Genomic DNA, 21,567 nt, shown 5'->3' with positions numbered 1-21,567 from the left:
TGGAATTTAACTAATATAATAACAGAATATAATGAAGACAAGATTTTTTGCACTTGCGATGCTCGCCCTCGCACTGGCAGCCTGCAACAACGACAACGAGAACCTGAACGGTGACCCCGTGGCCGCCCAGTTTACCGCCGACATCGCCCCCGCCACCCGCGCCAGCGGAACCACCTGGACTGCCGGCGACCGTATCGGCATCACCGACATCGGCAACGATTCCCAGTACGGCAACGTGCCTTTCATCCTGAAAAACGGGAAATTTGAGGCAGAAGGAAAGGTTATCTATATCGAAGATACAAAGACCCATACTTTCCGCGCCTACTATCCGTACAACGCGGCGGGAGGCATCCTCACAGCCACGACCGATGCCACGGCGCAGCAGAACCAGCCTGCCATCGACTTCCTCTTTGCTTCAGGAGCCACGGGAGACAAAAACAACCCGGTAGTAAGCTTCACCGACAAAACCGCCAAAGGCGGTGAAGACAACTCCTTCCACCACCGCATGAGCCAGATAACCCTTACCTTCGAGGCGGGCGACGGCGTGAATTTCAGCGTGGTCAAGCCTGAACGTTACACGCTGGACGGATTGTTACTCACCGGTACGTTCAACACGGCCGACGGTATTGCCACCGCAGACAACGGGGCACAGACCGGAGAACTGGCCATGAATTTGGCAGACGGCGTTCTCACGTCATCGATCATCCTCTTCCCGCAGACAGTTGCATCCCTGCCGTTGGTTGTGAATTACAAAGGTCAGGAATATCATGCCACACTCACCGTGCCCGAAGGCGCACTGCTGGCGGGCAACAACTACACCTATACCGTCAAGGTACGCAACAAAGTCCTTGAAGTCAGCGAAGCCACCATTGCAAAGTGGAACGATATAGACGGTGGAGATGTGGGTGCTGACCTGTAGGATTTTAATAATTAATCGATTAGAATGAAGAATTATGAGACATAGATTATTTATCCCCGCAGCCACCGCACTGCTGTTCGCCCTTGCCGCCTGCACGCAGGACGAACTTGCTGGCGATAACCGTCTGCCCGAAGGTGAATACCCTGTATTCATCCGTGCCACCGGACTGTCCGTAGAAGCAACGCCGCTGGCAGCCTCTTCCACCCGTGCCGCTGTGGACGGCGACTGGCAGGGCGTCACTTCCGTGGCACTCAAGATGGGCGATGCGGTAAAGGAATACACCGTTACGGCTTCTACCGATTTCAAGAGTGCCACGCTCTCACGCGAGAACGACCCGTACTACTGGACCAGCCGCGACCCGATTACCGTATCGGCATGGTGGCCCTTCAACAATGCCGACATCACACAGATGCCTGCCGTGAAGGTGGCCGAAGACCAAAGCAAATTGGCTGACTTCCAGAACAGCGACTTCATCTCTGCTGAGAACCGGAAGGTGGAATTTAACAACCCGACTCTTGAATTTACCCACCGCACGGCACGCGTGACAATCGAACTGAAGCCCGGCACGGGATTCACGAGCGTCGCTGGTGCCACGGTGAGCCTCGTGAGCCTGTCCGCCGATAACGGCAACCCGACCGCCATCAAGACCTACAACGCAAGCGGCAACACCTACGAGGCACTAACCGCCCCGCAGACCATTGCGGCAGGCAAACCGTTCGTCAAGGTGGAACTCGGCGGCGGCACCTTCTACTTCCGTCCGCAGAACAACGTCGTATTAGAAGCGGGCAGCCGCTATAAATATACCGTTAAGGTGAACGCCACCGGCCTGACGTTAGAGGGTTGCACCATCGGCAGCTGGGCTGACGGCGGCGGCGAGAGCGGCGCAGCCGAGGATTTGGGCTACATCTACGACAGCAACACCAAGACCTACACGGTCTATAACACCAACGGCCTGATGAATATAGCCGAATTAGTGAACGGAGGTAAGAGCGACATTAACATTACCCTCGACACTGACATTGACCTCACAGGCAAAGACTGGACACCGATAGGCACAGACTACGACAACTCATACAAAGGCACCTTCGACGGTGGCGGCCATACCATTACGGGGCTGACCTTTACGACAAATGACGAATATGCGGGTCTGTTCGGCTGGCTCAATAGAGCTGGTACGGTGAAGAACGTGGTGATGGAGGGCGTACAGATAACAAGCAATCAAATATATGGCGGCAGTATTGGCGGCGTGGTAGGATATAGCTGGGGCACCATTGAAAACTGCTCGGTGTCGGGCAGCGTCAGCGGCACGGTGTATGTCGGCGGTGTGGTGGGTGCTCAAATAGGCGGTTCCATCACCGGATGCAGTTCCTCTGCCACAGTGAAGGGAACGGTCGATGTCGGCGGCGTGGCAGGTCAGACGAATTCGAGTGCCACCCTGACCGCTTGCTATGCCACGGGCAACGTGACCATAGAAATAAACCCCGCAAAGAATATCGCTGGCGGCAGTCTGGTGGGAATGAACGCAGGAAGCAGCCTCCTTGCCTGCTATGCCACGGGCAACGTAACCAGTACGGGTAGTAGCACTGGCAAAGTACATATCGGCGGCTTTTTGGGAAATAACTACACCACCGTGACCGCCGGCTATTGGAAGAACAATCATGAACAAGGCATCGGCTACAATAGGGAAAGCACCGGAGCCACGAAGGTGGACGGCTCTGTCGTTACCTGGCAGAAAGCCGTCGATGCCATGAACACCGCCTTGCAGAACGCAGGCTCAAGGTGGCGTTACGAACTTAAAGGAGCATTGCCTACCTTGATGAAGCAGTAAACCGTCGGGCGGAAAAGTTCTGCCCGCAACGGAAACAACCAGAGTAATAAAATAACAGATATTATGAGGATAAGATTTTTTGCACTTGCAGCGCTCGCCCTCTCACTCGCCGCCTGCACGCAGGACGAAGCGGGCTTTCTGCCGGAAGGGGCGGAAGGCACACCCATCGTCTTCACCGCCACGGGGCTGAATCCCGCCGCGAAAGCCATCGCCGGCACCCGTGCCCCCGCGGATGGCAATTGGGAGGGTGTGCAGAGCGTGGCAGTGCTGATGGACGGCATGGTGAAGACGTACGACGTGACGCCCTCCACCGCCGACCCCACCAGCGCCACGCTGACCTCCACCGACCCGTACTACTGGACCAACCACAACGACATCACCGTCACAGCGTGGTGGCCCTACACCGAGGGCGAGACAACCCCTTCTGCTGTGAAGGTAAAAGCCAACCAAAGTGCCCGGAAAGACTTCGAGGGCAGCGACCTCATCGTAGCCGACGGACAGACGGTGACCTATGGTAGCCCCACGCTCCGCTTCACCCACCGCACGGCGCGGGTGACCGTCGTTCTGACGGACTACACCGAGGGGCTGGCATCCGTGCAGCTGACGGGTCTCTCCACCGAGAATGACAATCCAGATAAAATCACCCCGTATGACAAGGGCAGCAACACCTACATCGCCCTCGTAGCCCCGCAAAGTGTGGCAGCTGGCAGGACCTTCATTACGTGCACCTTCACTAACGGCAAAACCTTCGTTTATAAGATGAAGAATGCTACCGACTGGCAGGCGGGCGGTGAATATACCTACACCGTCTCCCTCGCTGCGGCAAAAGACCTGGGCTATACCATAGAGAGCGACGGCAGCTACACCGTGACCTCCGCCGATGGCCTGATGAATGTAGCCGAATTAGTGAACGGAGGTAAGACCGACATTAACATTACCCTCGACAAAAACATTGATCTGACGGGCAAAGGCTGGACGCCGATAGGCACAAGCTTCGATAACTCATACAAAGGCACTTTCGACGGCGGCGGCCATACCATCACGGGGTTGACCGTTACGACAAATGACCAATTTGTGGGTCTGTTCGGCTATCTCAATAGAGCTGGTATGGTGAAGAACGTGGTGATGGAAGGCATACAGATAACAAGCAATCACATGTTTGGCTGTACTGGCGGCGTGGTAGGATATAGCTGGGGCACCATTGAAAACTGCTCGGTGTCGGGTAGCGTCAGCGGCACAGATTGTGTCGGCGGTGTGGTGGGTTCACAAAAGGCCGGTTCCATCATCGGATGCAGCTCCTCTGCCACTGTGAAGGGAAAGCACTATGTCGGCGGTGTGGCAGGAGAAAAATGGGGCACCATGACAGCTTGCTATGCCACAGGCAACGTGACCTTAGAAATAGCTTCCCAAAAGAATAACTTTGGCGGCGGTGTAGTGGGATTAAACGGAGGAAGCCGCGTCCTTGCCTGCTATGCCACGGGCAACGTAACCAGTACGGGTAGCAGCACCGGCAATGTGCATATCGGCGGCTTGTTTGGAGATAGCTACACCACCGTGACCGCCTGCTATTGGAAGAACAATCAGGAACGAGGCTATAAGACCGCCCCCGAATCCACGAAGGTGGACGGCACTTACGTTACCTGGCAGAAAGCCGTCGATGCCATGAACACCGCCTTGCAGAACGCAGGCTCAGAGTGGCGTTACGAACTTAATGGAGCATTGCCTACCTTGAGGAAGCAGTAAACCGTCGGGCGGAAAAAGTTCCGCCCGCAACGGAAAGAACCGAAGTATAACCCCAATAAAGAAAGGAGGACGTGATGGAACACACGGAGAATCCACCATATTGGTTTTGGCATCAAGGCATTGTCAATAATAATATAGTCTCCAGTGTAAATATGGAAGCTGTAAGCCGGACATTGTCAAGATTGGTGCTCATTAAAGACAACAAATCAAGTATTTAAATTAAAAACATGGGACTTTTTCACAGAGGCAAGAAAAATAATGACGATGAGCCGGACAGTGTTCAAACCAATTCATTCTCTGATATTATGAATGGTTTGCAGTACGCCGTAAACTGTGCACAAGATACATTACAGAATCATCAGATACAAAATCTGACCAGACTTTTTGAAGGAACAAATGCAAATAACGCAAATACGTTCCAATCAAAAAAAATCATGGTTGGAGACAAGACTATTGATATTCCACTTATAGCCTTGATATCCCATCATTATCTTGCAATGGATAATGTGCAGATAAAGTTCAAGGCGAAGGTCGGAAGCGTGGAATCACAGATTCCGGAAAACAACTTGCTGTTATCCAGTCCGCACAGAGCCAATCTCCAGATGCAGATGAGCAACATAAAACCAGATACAGATGATATCATGGAGGTTTGCGTCAATTTTAAAGTTCAGGAGACTCCGGAGAGTATTTCCCGAATCATTGACGATTTTGTAAAAAATATCTAACAATTTTAAAATTCAAATGTTATGGCAGAAGAAATAAAGAACCAAGGGCAACAAGAAAATGCGGAAAACTTGAATGAAAATGTAAGCGGACAGGCGAAAGAAATTATCTCCGCTGCATTGGAAGAGACTCAAAACAGAGAAACTTCTCCAGTTCTTAAAGCAGATTCAAACGTGACTGACAAATTCAAGGGGCTTCCCATGCGGGAACTTATTGCAGCTCCACTTATTGCAGCAGCCGAAGCACAACAGGAATTGGCAGCGACAGCATGGAATTTCTACCAGCAAATTGCATTTGATGGTAAAAGCGGCAATAAAGCGCGTATATTGGAATTCGATGTCGAAAGACCGATACAGCAGGATGGAAAAATGACAACAATGTCACAAAGTGTCAAGGCTCCGTTTATAGGATTGGTGCCTATTCCTTCCCTGCTCATAGATCGCGTGGATGTCGATTTCCAGATGGAGGTTACCGATACATCAAACGTAAAAAGCACTACCGACGCAGAAGTAGAGGCAAAAGCTTCTGCAAAACATTGGTTTATAAATGCGGAAATCAGCGGCAAAGTCACGACCGCCCGCGAGAACACCCGCATGACCAACCAAACGGCAAAATACCAGATACATGTGACAGCCAGTCAGCAGCCGCAGACCGAAGGTCTGTCTAAACTGATGGATATAATGGCATCATGTATCGAGCCTATAACAAACGAAAGTAACAGTAAGTAAATATATGAATTTGATTCAAGCATTAAGATTGCCAAACAGTCAAGCAGTAATGACAAATATTGCACGGTTTCATTATCAAAATATTTATAATGTAGGTTTGACCCCTCCGATTTTCACGCAAAGTAATTTGACATTTCAAATAAAAGGATATACCCGTAACTATCGTTTTCTTAGATTAGACTACGCCTGTGTCATATATATTGCGGATAGAATAGCAGTCGTTGCTTCAAATGGCATAGATACTTTAAGTTCAGGTTTTTCGGGGTGTTATATGGCCAGTTTTAGGCACAATGGCATTAGGTATGTTGCTCATATTCCAACGCCTAACAATAGTATTAAAACATCATGGAATCGGGCGGTTAAAAATCGAATAATAGATAATGTTGTTCTTTTTAAACCTACTGAAGGATTGGCGAGAATCCCAGGAACCATTGGTATTTGGGGAATTATAACATTTAACGATAGATGTTATCGGCTTGATGTAAATGAAAACGCTCCTCCAAGTCAAGCCATACGTGGCCAAAGAATTTTTAACTCAATCCCGAGAAATCCCATACTAACAGAAATTCCACCTATCGCCGGTGGTCAGATGCCTTAATAATTATAACAATTGTAAATAAGGGAAGAATGGTTGTTTCATTGAGGAGTAGAATTCTATTCGGATATATAATTCTGGTGGCGGTCATAGGCAGCATGGCCGCCATTCTCATCCATGAACCTGCGAAGTTCCACGACCTATATGCGTATTTTAAATAACGGTATTTACACAAACAGCAAATGAGCGAACAATTCGTTACCACTACCAAGCATTTCCGCAAGATGCTTGCCGCAGGCTATCTGTTGATAGTCCTGCTGGTGGGCGGCATCATCTGCACGTGGCTCGGAGAATGGCGCGACTTGGAGTTGCTGGAACGGGAGAACCGTGAAATCAACCGCTTCCGCAAGGAAACACACGATGCGTATGTGGGTGTGGTGGAGTTGTCTCTTTTGGGCGAGTCGGTGCTGGAATGGGACGATAAGGATGTGGCGGCATACCGGCGGCAACGGATGACGGTGGATAGTATGCTTTGCCGCTTCAAGAGCCATTACGAATCGGTGCGCATAGACAGCGTGCGCCACTTGCTGGAGGACAAGGAAAAGCGGCTGTGCGCCATCATGGAGGCTCTGGAACAACAGGCGGATATCAACCGCCGGATAGCCAAGCAGGTGCCGGTGATAGTGCAAACGAGCAGGCAGGAAGAGCCGAAGAAACAGAGGAGGAAAGGTTTTCTCGGGTTGTTCGGCAAGAAACAGGAAGCACCTCCGACGACGACCACCACGATGCTCTACACACTGAACCGTGATATGATAGCGCAACAACGTGCCCAAAGCCATCGTCTGTCGGAATATGCCGACAGCCTTGCCAGCCGCAATGCGGAACTGAACCGCCAACTGCAAACCCTTATCCAGCAGATGGACCACAAGGTGCAGGCTGACTTGCAGGAACGTGAGGCGGAAATATCCGCTATGCGTGAAAAGTCGTTCTTGCAGGTAGGTATCATAACGGGTGTCATGCTGCTGTTGCTCATTATTTCATACATCATCATTCACCGCTATGCCACCCGCATCAAGCAGTACAAACGTAAGACAACAGATTTAATCGGGCAACTGCAAAAGTCCGTAAAACAAAACGAATCGTTGATAGCCTCACGCAAGAAAGCGATGCACACCATCACCCACGAGCTACGCACACCACTGACTGCCATACATGGATATGCGGAACTGATGCAGGACAACGAAGAAGAAAAGATAAGCGGTTATGCGGACAATATCCTGCAAGCCTCCAAGAGAATGACCGACATGCTCAACTCCCTGCTTGACTTCTTCCGCTTGGACAGCGGCAAGGAACAGGCGAATGTCCGTCCGTTTCGTTTGGAAAACATCGCGGAGCTGTTGCAAACGGAGTTTACGCAACAAGCAGAAGCAAAAGATCTTAAACTTACCATCGAGTGCCCGGAGGGTATTATCCTGAATGGCGACAAGGAGCGCATCATACAGATATGCGACAACCTGCTGGGCAATGCCGTCAAGTTCACGAATGCCGGAAGCGTTTCACTTGTCATAAGCTATGACGGCAATAGGCTGACCCTTGTAGTAGAGGACACCGGAACCGGCATGAGTGCGGAAGAACAACAGCGAGTGTTCGGAGCGTTCGAGCGGCTTTCCAACGCCGCCACGCAAGACGGTTTCGGATTGGGGTTAAGCATTGTGAAACAGATAGTCGGGATGCTTGGCGGCACTATACGCTTGGAAAGCGAAAAAGGAGAAGGCAGTCGTTTTACTGTGGAGTTGCCAATGAACACTGCCGATATTGGTATTGAAGAACAGACAGCCGCAGAAAGTCTGGCTCATATAGAAAGACCTTATTCTGTCATCGTATTGGACGACAATCCGATGGTATTATCCATGACAAAGGAAATGTATGCTGGTATAGGTGTGCATTGCGACACGTTCACCACTATTGGCGATGCAATGGAAGCCATGCGGCAGCACACATACGACCTCATGATAACCGATATGAAGATGCCGGAGATTAACGGCTATGAGGTGTTGGAGTTGTTACGCTCGTCAAGTGTCAGCAACTCGAAAGAGATTCCCATTGTCGTGGCGACCGCCTCCGGCAGTTGCAGCGAAGAGGAGCTGTTGGAAAATGGATTTACCGCCTGCCTGTTCAAGCCATTTTCCATTTCCGAACTGGTTGCTGTATCAGACAAATGCCTTTTGACAAGTACGGACAAGGATGAACTTCCCGACTTGTCCTCTCTGCTTGCATATGGTGACAAACGGGCGATGCTCGACCGTTTGATAACCGAAACAGAAAAGGATATGCAGGCTGTCCGGGAAATCATGGAGAGGAATGACCGCAAGGCGTTGGACGAATGGATACACCGTCAGCGAAGTTCATGGGCTGTTATCCGTGCTGACAAACCCTTGTGGAACCTGTATGAACTGCTGCATCAAGAATCTGAATGTTCCGAAATGGAATTGCGGAAATGCGTGGATGCCATGCTTCGTATGGGAACAGTTATCATAGAACTTGCGCAAAAGGAAAGGAGGTTGTCGGATGAAAGTATTTGTGATTGAGGACAACCCCGTCTATAACGATTATGTCTGCAACCTGCTGAAGAAAGACAGCTTCGATACTATGTCGGCATATAATCTTGCCACTGCCAAGAAACTATTGGTAAAGTCAGAGGTGGATGATATTGTCGTTGCCGACCTACGCCTCCCCGACGGTGAAAGCATAGAGTTGTTACGGTGGATGCGTGCCAACGACAAACAACAGGTGTTTATCGTTATGACCAATTACGGGGAGGTGCATACGGCAGTGGAAAGTATGAAGCTCGGCTCAAAGGATTACATACAGAAACAGTTGTTGGAGGATAAACTGATACCGCTTATCCGCACCCTGCAAAAAGAACATGAAAAGCGACTACAATGGAACATTCCGATATTCGTCCGGCAGGGCGAAGCCTATCAGAAAATCAAGAAACGTGTGCGCCTTGTAGCCACCACCCGGATGAGCGTGCTGATACTGGGCGAGAACGGTACGGGCAAGGAACATATCGCACAACATATACACCAACAAAGCAAACTTGCCGATAAACCTTTTGTGGCAGTGGACTGCGGAGCCTTGTCCCCGTCATTGATACAATCCGCCTTCTTCGGACACGTCAAGGGCGCGTTTACGGGTGCCGAAGCAAACAAGACGGGGTATTTTCTGGAAGCGGATGGCGGCACGCTGTTCCTTGACGAAGTGGGCAACCTAACAATGGAGATGCAACAGATGCTGCTCCGCGCCATACAGGAACGCCGTTACCGTCCCGTCGGAGCAAAGGAGGACAAAACAGCCAACGTGAGGATAGTGGCTGCAACCAACGAGGATTTGCAGAAAGCCGTAACGGAAAAGCGGTTCCGGCAGGATTTGCTCTATCGCTTGCAGGAGTATGTGATAACCATGCCGCCCTTGCGCGACTGCCCGGAAGACATCATGCCATTGGCCGAGTTCTTCCGTGAAATGGCAAACCGTGAGTTGGAACGTGAAGTAAAAGGTTTTGCCGCATCTGCCCGTAATGCCCTGCTCGCCCATGCGTGGCCGGGCAACGTGCGCGAGTTGAAACAGAAGATACAGACGGCAGTCCTGCAATCAGAAGGCGATATGATAACCGAAGCCGATTTGGAACTTGACAATGAACCGTCCGCTACTTCCGCTTGTTTTACATTGAAGAGCGGGGATGAAGAAAGAGGACGTATCCTGCGTGCTTTGAAACAAGCAGCCGGTAACAAGAAAATGGCTGCAAAGATACTGGGTATCGGCAGGACAACGCTGTATAATAAATTGGTAGAATATGGATTGAATGAAGAAAACTGACCGGAGTATGGCTGTAAATGGCAATAATTGATTAACTTTGCAATTGTATTTCAGAAAATAGCAGGCGATTGGGTAACTTTTCGCCGATGATATAGACATAAGACCGCAAGGCGTTTCGAGCGAAAATCTGGTAAATTGAAACTACGGAGACGATTGCGTGATGCTTATGCTATGCCTACGCATAGCGTGCATTCACGTACTCTCCGTAAAGGCTTTACCAGAGCCATCGCTTGAAAGTAGTGTGAATTGCACGCTACTTTTTTGCCTCGCCAAAAAGGAAAGGAAATACGTTATGGCGAAAATACAATTACTTGCCGTTATCTCAATAGATGGCTGTCCGATGAAACTGCATCCCCGGAAGCGGTTGCTTCAAACCGAAGATTACGGTATGGATGAAATACGTGCCAATGCCCTGTATAAGCTGACATCCGACTATTCGGTATCCGTGCTTCAAGAATGGAGAGAGGAAGGTGGAAGCATTTGCCATTTGTTGGAAGTAACTGCCGGGAATACCGAATATGCCAACGGACTGTTACGGATGAACGTGATAGATGAAATCATACTATACGTTGTTCCAACCATCGACGGAAACGGAGCGCATTTTTTCAAGTCAGCACTACCTATGAATGACTGGCGGCTTATGGAGAACAAAACTTATAGGGACGGAGTAATCCGGCTTACCTATCATAAAGAGCCACGGGCATAAAATGTTCAGATTATGAACATCTTGGCGGAATTTCCGTGTTCAGAAAGTGAACACATGTTCAGAATCTGAACACATTTCACAAGGGATGCAATCAAGGATAAAATTATTTTTGAATTTTATCTTTCTGAAAAACAATGTAGTACAATTTTCTCACAATCTTTTCTCGTGTTTAGGGCTATGATTTGCCCATATATCAGTGTGCGCACACTGATAAACAAGTGTAAACCCTCAAAACAGAAAAGATAATGAACCATCTCATATTGGCGGAAACACAGTTTTTCGCCCTGATAAACGGAAAAGACAACGGTAGCACGGAAACGGCATACGGCGGATTCGTGCAGGAAGTAATAAACCTGTGCTACGGCGGCAATGATGCCAAGCATATTATTGTGGCGTTGGCTTTTGCCGAAATCGAATTACAGCACCATCCGCAGAACTTGTCGGCATCGGAGGAGAATGTCGTCACTGTGTATATCCGCAAGGCGTTATCATTCATCCGAAAGATGCAGAAGATGGTATCCGCTTCTGCAATTACCTCCGTGCCACCACTAACATCCACATCCGAAACCAAAGCCACAGTCCCAGCCCTGCAATGGACCGGTAATGCCGTCGAGTTGGTAGAACTAATCTATGCCCTCTACGCCACCGGCTGCATCAATGGCGGCAAGGCTTCGCTGAAAGAGCTTGCCCCTGTCCTCTATTCCTTTTTCGGTGTGGAGTCCAAAGACTGCTACCGCTTCTATACGGACATCAAACGCAGGAAAAGCGACAGTCGCACCTACTTCCTTGAAAAGATGCAGGACAAACTGAACGCGAAGATGCGACATGACGATGAATTGGAGCGGATGAGGAGATAAACGAATGCCAAACAAAGGATAAGCGGCCGGATTATACGGTTTCTTATCCTTCTTCATTTACAATCACTCTATTATCTGCCGGAAAGCCGATTAAAATCATTAACTTTGCAAGTATTAATCAATGACGGATGAAAATAGATAACCTCGAAATATTGAATGGACTGATTGCCGGAGCCGAAGGCGGGACAGTTGAGTTCAAAGAAACTACCGGGCAGTTGGAGCGTGGAATTGAAACTCTTTGTGCCTTCTTGAACGGTACGGGCGGCACGGTGCTGTTCGGTGTAACCGACAAGGGAAAGATTATCGGTCAGGAAGTGAGCGACAAGACGAAGCGCGATATTGCTGAAACCATCAGACGAATCGAGCCGTTTGCGACCATTGATATATCCTATACAGACATTCCGGGAACGAACAAAAGTGTTATAGCTTTATCAGCGGAAGAACAACGATATATGCGCCCGTTCACCTATAAGGGGAGGGCTTATCAACGGATAGAGAGCGTTACATCTGCCATGCCGCAGGGTATATACAACCTGTTGGTTATGCAGCGAGGCGGAACCTATGCTTGGGATTCCATGCAAAATCCCGGCTTGAAAATATCCGACCTTGACGAAACGGCAATCTTGGGCGCAGTACGTGGAGGAATCAGAGGCGGACGTTTGCCGGAAGGTTCTATGCAGGAGGATGTCCGAACCATCCTTGAAAAATTTGACTTGTTGAATGATGGAAAGCTGAACAATGCTTCCGTTGTCCTATTCGGACGAAACTTCTACCATTATCCCCAATGTCTGCTCCGTTTAGCCCGGTTCAAAGGAACGACAAAAGATGAATTTTTAGATAATCAGCGTGTGACAGGCAATATATTCAACTTGCTGGATGCTGCAATGGCATTTTTCTTCAAGCATTTGTCCCTTTCCGGTAAAATTGAAGGTTTGTACAGAGAAGAGGAACTGAATGTGCCATATAAGGCATTGAGAGAATGTTGCATAAATGCTTTTGCACATCGTGTTTACCATCGCCCCGGCAGTTCAGTCGGGATTGCTATCTATGATGACCGCGTGGAGATTGAAAACAGCGGAACATTTCCGCCTGATATTACCATTGAGAAACTGTTGGGTGGCCACAATTCCGAACCACAAAATCTGATAGTAGCCAATGTGCTGTACAAAAGTGCAGTATTGGAGAGTTGGGGACGTGGCATAGCCCTTATGGTAAACGAATGTCGCCGTGTCGGTATTCCGGATCCGGAGTTTCATACCGACGGCAATGCTGTATGGATTGTGTTTCATTATACAAGAACTACAGTAGGACAAGACCCCACAGCAACCCCACAGCAACCCTATAGTAACCCCACAGTAACCCCACAGTTAGGAAAACTGTTGTCTGCTATTGGGAACAACACTCTCTCTGCTAAAGAAATCATGGAGAAAACGGGAATGAAAGATAAAAGGAATTTCTTAAAGAACTATATCCATCCGGCAATAAATTCCGGTTTGGTCCTTTCACTTTATCCCGTAGGCTCCAAGAGTCCGCAACAGAAATACTATCTTACTGATAAAGGTAAAGGTTTCCTGCAACAATAACGGGTATGGCTAAAAAGAAGAAACATAAGAATGATGTAAAAACTGATTTACCGATAATCATGGATTATGGTATCGGCAGTATATCCGTTTATGACCCGGCAGACATGATGCCATACAACGAGCCGCCAATTAGCGAACAAATCCGCTTCAAGAAACTCGGCAAAGAGATGAAATCCGAGTTCAAGTGGCTGGTATCTTCCGTAGTGATTGAGTATTGGCAAGAAAACCGACAGATACCTTTCGGTGAAGAAATGTCGAAACTCAGAACCAGACTGTTGAGAATGTTTGCCGAAGAATACAGCATACTGCTTAAAGACGATACAGAGCTGAAAAATTATTTGCTGACGCTTGCCATTACCACCATCAACAAGCATCTCAAATCTGAGAATAAAAAGAGGGCGTCAAAACTCTCTTTTTAACAAAATTACCCTTGCTACAGATATCTGTGACAGGGGTAATTTTCATATTTTGGGTGTTTTGACACATCCCCTTTTTCATATATAAAGGAATCTGTTATTTCTGCTGCAACAGGTGTTTCAAGTTTTCATCATTTGCGATACGTTCCAGTTCCTCTTGAACAATCTGCTTCACTTCCTCCTTGATGCGCCTGTAATTCGCCTGAACCGTTTCCTTCATGCGGTCGTTGCCGTCCCCGTCCGTAAAGTCGGTAATGACGGGGATTTTCTTGTAGGCTTTCTCCTCGCGCCTCACCTTCTCGGCATCCACGACAATCTCACAATGAAAAATCTTCTGCTCGATACGCTCGTTGAAGTTGTCGGACACCGAACCGACAAACATACCCTGCGTCAAGCCGGAAATCTTGCTCGGCGGGATGAGTGAATCCATCTGCGTGTTGATGGAGGTGGAAACATCCTGCCGGTTGATGGAAATGGACTGCCGTTTCTGCAACACCTTACCGAAGCGTTCGGAAAGCGTCTTGGCGGTTTCACCCACCACCTGACCGGAAAAGATATTGCCGACGGTGTTCATCACGACCTTCGCTTCTTTATCACCGTAGTCGCGCACCAACTGGCTGAAATCCTGAAAGCCCAGACACACGGCAACCTTGTTGCTTCGCGCGGTGGCGATAAGGTTGTCCAACCCCTTGAAATAAATCGTGGGCAGCTCGTCGATGATGACCGACGACTTCAGCATCCCTTTCTTGTTGATGAGTTTCACGATACGGGAGTTATACAGACCGAGAGCGGCCCCGTAGATATTCTGACGGTCGGGATTGTTGCCCACACAGAGTATTTTCGGTTCTTCGGGATTGTTGATGTCCAGCGTGAACTCGCTGTCCGACATCACCCAATAGAGCTGCGGGGAAATCATCCTTGACAAAGGGATTTTCGCGCTTGCTATCTGCCCCATCAACTGCTCCGCAGCCCCTCCGAGCCATGCGTCCATGAACGGAGAAAGATAGTTTTCCAATTCCGGGTAAGAGGTCAGTATCGGGAAAATATCCTCATAGCGGCGGTTCAGGAACTCAATCGCATGGGGGAACGTGCAGTATTTGCCGCCTTGATAGATTTTGAGATACCATATAATGCTGGCAAACAAAATAATAGGTGATTCCACAAAGAAGTCGCCCTGCTTCTGCACATCGGGTAAGTCAAGGGCATTGCTGCCCCCTTCTCCCCTAAGAACCGTACATGAGAGTTTCCCCTCATACGGCTCAAGCAACTCAATATTTCTATTTGTTGTTAGAAATCGGCTCATACTTTCAACATTTTCGTTTATTTCGCTTGTAGCAGTTGTTGTGGACAAGTTGCCGTACAATCGAACCACCAACAGATATTTCGTTGACGTTCCATGCTTTTGTACAATCTATTTCCTTGCCGCATAACGGACAAATCCGGTTCTGCTTGTTCCATAAATATAAGAGAGACTTACGTCCCTTGAGAGATTCCAGCATTTGTTGCTCCTTTCGCTGAAAGAAATAATCATCGTATTCCGGGTCGAAAGGGTTTGCCTCACCTTTGATTTGCTTGTACGGGGTATAATGTATATCCGACAACCTTTTAAGGGTCAGGTAGTTCACTTTCTTGCTCTTGGTTTCATATTTCCATGCAAACGTCCATTTACGCCCCCGAATTTCATGCCAATATTTGTCTGCAACCCAAGACTTGCGTTTCTTTGGATGGCGACGTAAAGCCCATTTCTTCGTGAGATTGTAAATGTGATTGTCACAACCATGAAAAGCATCGGTTGATGCACCATATCGGTAATAGTTGCCCCAACCTGTGATTACAGGATTAAGCATTCGTATCAGCGATTCCTGCTTACACATTTTATGTCCTTTAACGATGTCACCGATTTTTGCCCTGAAGCGTTTCTGTGCATCTTTGGACGGGGATGTGTATAGCCTTTTGCCAAACTTCCTCACATTGAAACCTAAGAAATCAAAACCGTCGTATATGTTCGTAATGGTAGTTTTCTCTTCGGATAAGGTCAGCCCTCTTTCTTTGAGAAATTCTATCACGATAGGTTTGACTTCGTTTTCCAATAGCTCCTTATCTCGACCTGTGATTATAAAGTCATCCGCATAACGAATAAGGTTTACCTTGTAGTGGAATGTCTTATTGTTGCGCCATAATCTTTTGAATCTTTCAGCCAAGAGTGGTTGAAGTCCGTCAAGTGCTATATTTGCAAGTGTCGGTGATATGATACCTCCTTGTGGTGTACCCTCTTCTGTCGGGAATAGTTTGCCATTGAATACAGCTCCACATTTCAGCCATTTTCTGAGTATCGTCTTATCCATAGGGATATGATTAAGAAGCCAGTCGTGGCTGATATGGTCGAAGCAGCCTTTAATGTCTCCCTCCAAAATCCATTCGGGGGAATGCTGGCGGTTTAGAACCGTATCAATCTGACGGATAGCGTCCATTGTCCTGCGTTTCTTGCGGAAACCATAAGAAAAGCGGTCGCCTGTCGTTTCGGCTATCGGTTCCAATGCCATGAGATATAATGCCTGCATCGCCCTGTCTTTCATTGTCGGTATTCCCAACGGTCGGAGTTTACCGTTCTTTTTCTTGATGTGAACCCTACGAAGCGGCTGCGGATTGTAACCACGACGTTTCAGTTCACCGATTGCTTTGTACTTGCGCTTGGGAGAATCCCAAAGCTGTTTATCTACTCCAGACGTTTTCTTCCCTTTGTTGGAAGTAACCCTCTTTACCGCCAATGCCTTGGCGTAAAAAGAGTGGGTCAGCATCCACTGCAAGGCTTTCACCTTGTTATGTCTGCCTTCCTTTTGAGCCTTTACAATACGCGCTTGTAGCTTTCGGACATAGGCTTCACACTTGGACCAGTCCATGCCGTCCCAAGTTAGATTCCTACTATCAGCAGGCGCACACGATGTTTTAGTTTCGTTCATTTGCTTTCCTCCTTTTGAAAGTTCTAAAAGTTATCTTGTAAAGAGTTACCATATACGGAAGTCTGCCCACTTTCGTGTCGGATGATGTCACCAATAACAACCCGTGATGTTGATTCAATCCGTATCCACCCCATTACAGGGTGGCATTCGCTTTTTCCGTTATCTCATACCTGCACCCCATTCGGCTTGCCTTGCGGTTCGCTTACTCGCATTCTTACGAGAGAGATACAGGCTTGCCCTGTTCCACGTAATTGACAAACGGATAGTTTAGGTTCTGCCAAGTCCGCCGGCAGTGCTGTGTCCGTGTAACCCCAACATGGGCAAGGGTTATCCGACTGCTTACCTTTTGGTGAGAGCTAAAGTATCTTGCGCTCCTTCAAACCTTACGACGGCTAAAGTCAGTTCACTTACGTTAACCATGCTATCCAGCCTCGCCACTCAACGGTATGATACTAACCGTCCTTGACATTCCCTCACGGTTCAGTCTTGTCCTTTCGGAAAGTGTACTTTGTCCTATAAGCTTGGCACAACCCATCACTGGAGATGCACCTTATAGTAGGCTACCGCTGACGGAACAGCGGGTTAAATCATGCAATTAATATCACTGTCTAACAATCAATTACGTGACTTTACAGGTCACACCCAGGTCTTGTTCAAATTGAGCATTATCGTATAGGCACTCTCGTAGGCATCCGTAATATCCTCCATGAAATCCGGGTGGATGGGATTACAGCGGTGCGAGCGTCGCGGGTCGTCGAAGTTTATCACATAAAACTTCGGCTTCACCTTGTAACCCTCCGGGTGGTTCAGCAGATGGTTGTAGGCGATTGTAGATAAGTCGCTGAATTTGAAGTCATATACATACATCGAAAAGCCCTTTTCAATCTGCTGCTTGATGAAACTGTTTACCACCGCGTATGACTTTCCACTACCCGGCGTACCCAACACGATGGAGGCACGAAAAGGATTCACCACATTGATCCATCCGTTGTTCCAACGCTTTTTGTAGTAGAACCGTGTCGGAAGATTGACCGAATACTCGCTTTCGATAAGCCTTGTTTCCTGCATGAAGCTCTCGTTCTCGTTGTTGAACACATCATCCATGAGGTTGTGCTTCAACAGGCGGCTCAACCACAGACCGCCCATCAGCAGGAATACATAGCCCGCGCCAACGGTCAGGATATACAGTCCCGTCACCGCCTCCACCGGCAATGGCAGGGCCAGTATCCACCAGTTGAGGAAGAACAGCACGAAGCCCACGGCAAGGACCGCCCAGATTTTCCCCCACGTGATTTTCTCGCCCTTCACGCCCTTTGTCCCCAGACAGGACAGGGCAAGCAGGAGGACGGCAAATAGTTTCGTGTAGAGGATGGAACGGAACAGCCCCGCCGTGCGGTTGAAGTTCATCAGTATCCTGTCCACCACACCGATGTCCACACCCCAGAGCCGTATGGCTTCATAACAGAACCAGTACACGTTCATGACCACTAAAATAATACTCACGGCACGCAGAAAATCCATGATTTTCGCCAACGCCCTCAAATCGTCTTCTTGTTGTGACATACATTGATTTTTTTGATTGTTGATATTTTCGATTACATTCCCAAGCCCTTGCGCTTCTTCTTTTTCTTCTTGCGCTGCATCGCCCGGATGAAGGCTTCCTCCTCGGCGTCCACTGCCGGACCTTCGGGGGCAAACAGGTTCATACCACCCGAATGGTTCTCGTATTCCCCTCCGGAATATCCTTGTTTGTCCTCTTGTCCCTCCACCATAACGGAAAGCGGAATCGACGGCTGTCCAGCGTAAGGCTGCGTGAAGTGTTCCTGCAAGGCGTTGGCGGAAAGTTCCTTGCCCATGCGTGAGCCGTTCAGCACGCAGCCCGTACGGTGGTCGATGAACGTGGCTCCGTAGATGCGCCCTTCCTCCGTGTAGCGTAGTACGGTGTCGATGCCCTTTCCTTTGAGGGTGGCTACAAACTTCTCCTTGTCATACGTGCCTTCCAGCACGGAAAGGACGGTGCGTTTCGTCATGTCGGCAAGTTTCCTCTCCTTAAACTCCTGCTTGGAACGGGCAAACTTCTTCTGTACGGCTTCATAGCCGACGGACTTCCCGAACAGCGAGGACTTGAAAGGATTGCCGACCTTGTTGCCCTTGTCGTCCGTGACGGAATAGACCAGCCCGTGATACTCACGTCTGCGCACATTGCCATGTGCTTCCTCCACTGTCATATTATATAAGGAAAGGAGGGCACGGTATTCTCCCATCGTTTGGAAACGGTATTGCCCGTTCAAAGCCTTAACGATATTCCCCACCTGCTTCTTCACGTCGCCCGCAGAGGCGTCCACCTTGCGCAGCGGCGTGTCAAGACGGCGATTCTTGCGTTCCGCGTCATGCAGCCCGTACTTCCGTTCCAGTTCGCGTGTTATCTGCTTGCTCCGGTAAAAATTGTTCCGGGTGTCTATGCTCCTGCCGTTCTCGTCCACCCTGACCGTCACGATATGCAGATGGTGGCGGTCGATGTCCTCATGCTTGAAAACGAGATACGGCTGGTTGCCGAAGCCCATCTTCTCCAGATACTCCCGTGCGATGTTCTGAAGCTCCGTGTCCGTCAAAATATCGTCGGGATGCGGATTGAGCGAGATATGCACCACCGGTTTCTCCACCTTCGACCGCACGGGCATCAGAGCGAGAAAGTCCTCCATAGCCCGGTGGATGTCCATCGTTCCCGTACCGTCATTGTAGATGCGGTTGGTTGTCAGAAGCCGCCCTTTCGCCTCGTTGATCTTCTCCCCGTTGTAGGCAAGTGCGCCATACAACGAGTTTCCTACACTGATTTTTGCGACCATTTTTCCTGCATCTCCCTTGAAAGTTCCACAATCTTACGGCTCAGTTTTACGAGTTCGACGGTCTGTTGCTCCAACTTGTAAAGCAACGCCATCGCCTTTTTCTCGGAAAAATGCAGCCTCAGTTCCTTCACTACTTGGTTGTAGTTCGTGCCTATCGCGCGGAACTGCGCATGAAAATCGGACAGTTTGGTGTAGTAATCCACCAGCGTCTTGTCCACTTTCAGCACCTTGAACGGCTGCCCGAAGAAGTGCGCTTTCAGGAAAACCGACTTGGCGTTTACGCCTGACTTCTCGAACATGGAGAGGAAACTGTTGTGTTCCTCCTCACTGAAACGGACGGTGTAGCGGAACACCGCCGGGTCGAGTTTGGGATTTCTCCCGCCTTTGTTTCTTCTTTTTTCACTCATATTACTTTGGATTTAGCGGTTTGACGGCATAAGCCGCCGCTTTGAGGCACAGCACCGCAGGTTTGAGAGGCTTCCCGACTTCGGAGGGTAAGCCCGCCCCCTGCAAGGGCAAGGCGTTTTCGTGGCTGCTCAAAATGTTTTGAGCGGCTGAAAACATACCTTGCTATGTTCAGGTGAACATAAAAATCCGTCGGGGACGGATTGGGGATGATTCCTTTCAAACTCCGGGCTGCGCCACCTGCGGCGTACCCTGCCGTTCGGGTGCAAAGTTACGCCCTTAAGGCGATGTCCGACAGAGGCTTGACCCGGACAATCAGTGCCAACCGGCGCAACGTGCTGCCACTTGCCGGAGAAGTGATACAAGTTCCAAAATATCCTTGTTTATTTGCAGTGTGATTCGGATGTGGGACTGAAAATACACTCCTTCCGCCAGATGTTCGGACAGCAATCCGGGCATCAATCCAAACGGTTGAAAACAGGTGTATGTATTCAGATAGTTTTCCAAGCACACGTCCATGCGGACGGATAAAAGCATGGGCGGTTGGACAAACCGATGATTACCCATAGGCACAGCCGGATTAAGGAGTGAATAAATAAATGAATGGGAGCGCGTGCGTACGTACTAATGACAATACGCTACCGCCACCAGACAGATGTATAACCAAATAAATTATCAAAAAAATGAAAAAAGCAACTTATGTGGCAATCTCCACGCAGAAAGGTGGAGCGGGTAAGACAACCCTGACAGTGCTTGTAGCAAGCTATCTGCACTATGTGAAAGGCTACAACGTAGCCGTGGTGGACTGCGATTTTCCACAGTACAGTATCCATGACATGCGCAAGCGCGACATGAAAGCCGTCATGGAGGACGGGCATTACAAGGTGATGGCGTATGAGCAGCTCAAACGGCTGAAGAAGAACCCGTACACCATCAGATGCAGCCGTGCGGAAGATGCGGTAAAGACTGCCGAAAATCTGGTGGCAGCGCAGCCCGACCTCGATTTCGTGTTCTTCGACTTGCCGGGAACCATCAACAATGCCGATGTGGTGCAGACCATTTCCAAAATGGACTACATCTTCACGCCCATCATCGCCGACCGTGTGGTGATGGAGAGTTCCATTAAGTTCGCCACCGTTATCAACGAACAGATGATAAGCACGGGCAAGTCCGGTATCAAAGGGATTTACCTCGTGTGGAACATGGTGGACGGGCGCGAAAAGACGGAACTTTACAAAGCATACGACAAGGTCTGTGCCGAGTTCGCCCTGTCCATTCTGGAAACACATCTGCCGGACAGCAAGCGTTTCCGCAAGGAGACGGCGGCAGAACGCAAGGCAGTATTCCGCTCCACGGCGTTTCCGGCGGACAAAATACTGGTACGCGGCAGCAACCTCGACAAACTCGTCGATGAGATTCTCGGCATCATCAAAAACTGAATG

The 21,567-nt window shown here is 49.1% G+C and carries 17 protein-coding genes and 2 pseudogenes; 13 read left to right on the top strand and 6 right to left on the bottom strand.

Annotation, left to right across the window (positions count from 1 at the left end; translation table 11 throughout):
* Positions 1 to 31: 31 nt before the first annotated feature.
* The 12 genes from NQ510_RS00255 to NQ510_RS00200 all read left to right on the top strand — a co-directional run bounded on the left by NQ510_RS00255 (position 32) and on the right by NQ510_RS00200 (position 13,917).
* Positions 32 to 919 carry a fimbrillin family protein gene (locus NQ510_RS00255; RefSeq protein ID WP_005830234.1) on the top strand — a complete coding sequence of 296 codons (888 nt, stop codon included), beginning with the start codon at positions 32 to 34 and terminating at the stop codon, positions 917 to 919.
* A 34-nt stretch (positions 920 to 953) separates the two neighbouring features.
* On the top strand, positions 954 to 2,747 hold the full coding sequence (locus NQ510_RS00250; protein WP_049100623.1) for a fimbrillin family protein: 1,794 nt from the start codon (positions 954 to 956) through the stop codon (positions 2,745 to 2,747).
* Positions 2,748 to 2,810: 63 nt separating this feature from the next.
* Positions 2,811 to 4,490, top strand: coding sequence for a fimbrillin family protein (locus NQ510_RS00245; RefSeq protein ID WP_004309727.1), 1,680 nt, complete (start codon positions 2,811 to 2,813; stop codon positions 4,488 to 4,490).
* A gap of 227 nt (positions 4,491 to 4,717) precedes the next feature.
* Entirely contained in the window at positions 4,718 to 5,215 is a 498-nt protein-coding gene (locus NQ510_RS00240; protein ID WP_005827365.1) for a DUF2589 domain-containing protein, read from the top strand.
* Between the two features lie 21 nt (positions 5,216 to 5,236).
* A complete protein-coding gene (locus NQ510_RS00235; protein ID WP_004309731.1) occupies positions 5,237 to 5,941 on the top strand; it encodes a DUF2589 domain-containing protein in 705 nt (234 codons plus the stop codon).
* Positions 5,942 to 5,945: 4 nt separating this feature from the next.
* A complete protein-coding gene (locus NQ510_RS00230; RefSeq protein WP_005827362.1) occupies positions 5,946 to 6,539 on the top strand; it encodes a hypothetical protein in 594 nt (197 codons plus the stop codon).
* 179 nt (positions 6,540 to 6,718) lie between these two features.
* A complete protein-coding gene (locus NQ510_RS00225) occupies positions 6,719 to 9,064 on the top strand; it encodes a hybrid sensor histidine kinase/response regulator (RefSeq protein ID WP_005827358.1) in 2,346 nt (781 codons plus the stop codon).
* Positions 9,045 to 10,352, top strand: a complete 1,308-nt coding sequence (locus tag NQ510_RS00220) for a sigma-54-dependent transcriptional regulator (RefSeq protein ID WP_004309733.1) — start codon at positions 9,045 to 9,047, stop codon at positions 10,350 to 10,352. The genes NQ510_RS00225 and NQ510_RS00220 overlap by 20 nt, the downstream gene beginning before the upstream one ends.
* A 292-nt stretch (positions 10,353 to 10,644) precedes the next feature.
* A complete protein-coding gene (locus NQ510_RS00215) occupies positions 10,645 to 11,058 on the top strand; it encodes a hypothetical protein (RefSeq protein WP_004315319.1) in 414 nt (137 codons plus the stop codon).
* 245 nt (positions 11,059 to 11,303) lie between these two features.
* Positions 11,304 to 11,915 (top strand): RteC domain-containing protein, encoded by a 612-nt coding sequence (locus NQ510_RS00210; RefSeq protein ID WP_004309735.1) that lies wholly within the window; start codon positions 11,304 to 11,306, stop codon positions 11,913 to 11,915.
* A 128-nt stretch (positions 11,916 to 12,043) separates the two neighbouring features.
* Positions 12,044 to 13,498 carry an ATP-binding protein gene (locus tag NQ510_RS00205; protein WP_005827354.1) on the top strand — a complete coding sequence of 485 codons (1,455 nt, stop codon included), beginning with the start codon at positions 12,044 to 12,046 and terminating at the stop codon, positions 13,496 to 13,498.
* A 5-nt stretch (positions 13,499 to 13,503) separates the two neighbouring features.
* Positions 13,504 to 13,917, top strand: a complete 414-nt coding sequence (locus NQ510_RS00200; protein WP_005643906.1) for a hypothetical protein — start codon at positions 13,504 to 13,506, stop codon at positions 13,915 to 13,917.
* Between the two features lie 94 nt (positions 13,918 to 14,011).
* Here the strand turns inward: NQ510_RS00200 and NQ510_RS00195 are convergent.
* From NQ510_RS00195 to NQ510_RS00170, 6 genes and pseudogenes are all read right to left on the bottom strand, one after another.
* Positions 14,012 to 15,100 (bottom strand): annotated as a pseudogene (locus tag NQ510_RS00195) (TraM recognition domain-containing protein); the annotation flags it as partial.
* Positions 15,101 to 15,221: 121 nt separating this feature from the next.
* Positions 15,222 to 16,874, bottom strand: coding sequence for a group II intron reverse transcriptase/maturase (ltrA, locus tag NQ510_RS00190; protein WP_004308488.1), 1,653 nt, complete (start codon positions 16,872 to 16,874; stop codon positions 15,222 to 15,224).
* Positions 16,875 to 17,513: 639 nt separating this feature from the next.
* Positions 17,514 to 18,437 (bottom strand): annotated as a pseudogene (locus NQ510_RS00185) (YWFCY domain-containing protein); the annotation flags it as partial.
* Positions 18,438 to 18,469: 32 nt separating this feature from the next.
* Positions 18,470 to 19,720 (bottom strand): conjugal transfer protein MobB, encoded by a 1,251-nt coding sequence (mobB, locus tag NQ510_RS00180; RefSeq protein ID WP_004310285.1) that lies wholly within the window; start codon positions 19,718 to 19,720, stop codon positions 18,470 to 18,472.
* On the bottom strand, positions 19,699 to 20,127 hold the full coding sequence (mobA, locus tag NQ510_RS00175) for a conjugal transfer protein MobA (protein WP_004310286.1): 429 nt from the start codon (positions 20,125 to 20,127) through the stop codon (positions 19,699 to 19,701). The genes mobB and mobA overlap by 22 nt, the downstream gene beginning before the upstream one ends.
* Positions 20,128 to 20,440: 313 nt before the next feature.
* Positions 20,441 to 20,692 carry a hypothetical protein gene (locus NQ510_RS00170; protein ID WP_005827339.1) on the bottom strand — a complete coding sequence of 84 codons (252 nt, stop codon included), beginning with the start codon at positions 20,690 to 20,692 and terminating at the stop codon, positions 20,441 to 20,443.
* A gap of 116 nt (positions 20,693 to 20,808) precedes the next feature.
* Here NQ510_RS00170 and NQ510_RS00165 point away from each other — a divergent pair, with 116 nt between their 5' ends.
* On the top strand, positions 20,809 to 21,564 hold the full coding sequence (locus NQ510_RS00165) for a ParA family protein (RefSeq protein WP_005827337.1): 756 nt from the start codon (positions 20,809 to 20,811) through the stop codon (positions 21,562 to 21,564).
* Positions 21,565 to 21,567 lie beyond the last annotated feature (3 nt).

Source organism: Bacteroides uniformis (genome assembly GCF_025147485.1).
In the GTDB taxonomy this organism is placed as follows: domain Bacteria; phylum Bacteroidota; class Bacteroidia; order Bacteroidales; family Bacteroidaceae; genus Bacteroides; species Bacteroides uniformis.
This window is presented reverse-complemented; position numbering and strand designations above follow the sequence as displayed.

Coding starts and splice junctions, on each gene's coding strand:
- NQ510_RS00240 (WP_005827365.1), top strand. CDS start 4,718: ATGGGACTTTTTCACAGAGGCAAGAAAAATAATGACGATGAGCCGGAC.
- mobB (WP_004310285.1), bottom strand. CDS start 19,720: ATGGTCGCAAAAATCAGTGTAGGAAACTCGTTGTATGGCGCACTTGCC.
- NQ510_RS00220 (WP_004309733.1), top strand. CDS start 9,045: ATGAAAGTATTTGTGATTGAGGACAACCCCGTCTATAACGATTATGTC.
- NQ510_RS00255 (WP_005830234.1), top strand. CDS start 32: ATGAAGACAAGATTTTTTGCACTTGCGATGCTCGCCCTCGCACTGGCA.
- NQ510_RS00250 (WP_049100623.1), top strand. CDS start 954: ATGAGACATAGATTATTTATCCCCGCAGCCACCGCACTGCTGTTCGCC.
- NQ510_RS00200 (WP_005643906.1), top strand. CDS start 13,504: ATGGCTAAAAAGAAGAAACATAAGAATGATGTAAAAACTGATTTACCG.
- ltrA (WP_004308488.1), bottom strand. CDS start 16,874: ATGAACGAAACTAAAACATCGTGTGCGCCTGCTGATAGTAGGAATCTA.
- mobA (WP_004310286.1), bottom strand. CDS start 20,127: ATGAGTGAAAAAAGAAGAAACAAAGGCGGGAGAAATCCCAAACTCGAC.
- NQ510_RS00210 (WP_004309735.1), top strand. CDS start 11,304: ATGAACCATCTCATATTGGCGGAAACACAGTTTTTCGCCCTGATAAAC.
- NQ510_RS00235 (WP_004309731.1), top strand. CDS start 5,237: ATGGCAGAAGAAATAAAGAACCAAGGGCAACAAGAAAATGCGGAAAAC.
- NQ510_RS00205 (WP_005827354.1), top strand. CDS start 12,044: ATGAAAATAGATAACCTCGAAATATTGAATGGACTGATTGCCGGAGCC.
- NQ510_RS00165 (WP_005827337.1), top strand. CDS start 20,809: ATGAAAAAAGCAACTTATGTGGCAATCTCCACGCAGAAAGGTGGAGCG.
- NQ510_RS00215 (WP_004315319.1), top strand. CDS start 10,645: ATGGCGAAAATACAATTACTTGCCGTTATCTCAATAGATGGCTGTCCG.
- NQ510_RS00170 (WP_005827339.1), bottom strand. CDS start 20,692: ATGGGTAATCATCGGTTTGTCCAACCGCCCATGCTTTTATCCGTCCGC.
- NQ510_RS00225 (WP_005827358.1), top strand. CDS start 6,719: ATGAGCGAACAATTCGTTACCACTACCAAGCATTTCCGCAAGATGCTT.
- NQ510_RS00230 (WP_005827362.1), top strand. CDS start 5,946: ATGAATTTGATTCAAGCATTAAGATTGCCAAACAGTCAAGCAGTAATG.
- NQ510_RS00245 (WP_004309727.1), top strand. CDS start 2,811: ATGAGGATAAGATTTTTTGCACTTGCAGCGCTCGCCCTCTCACTCGCC.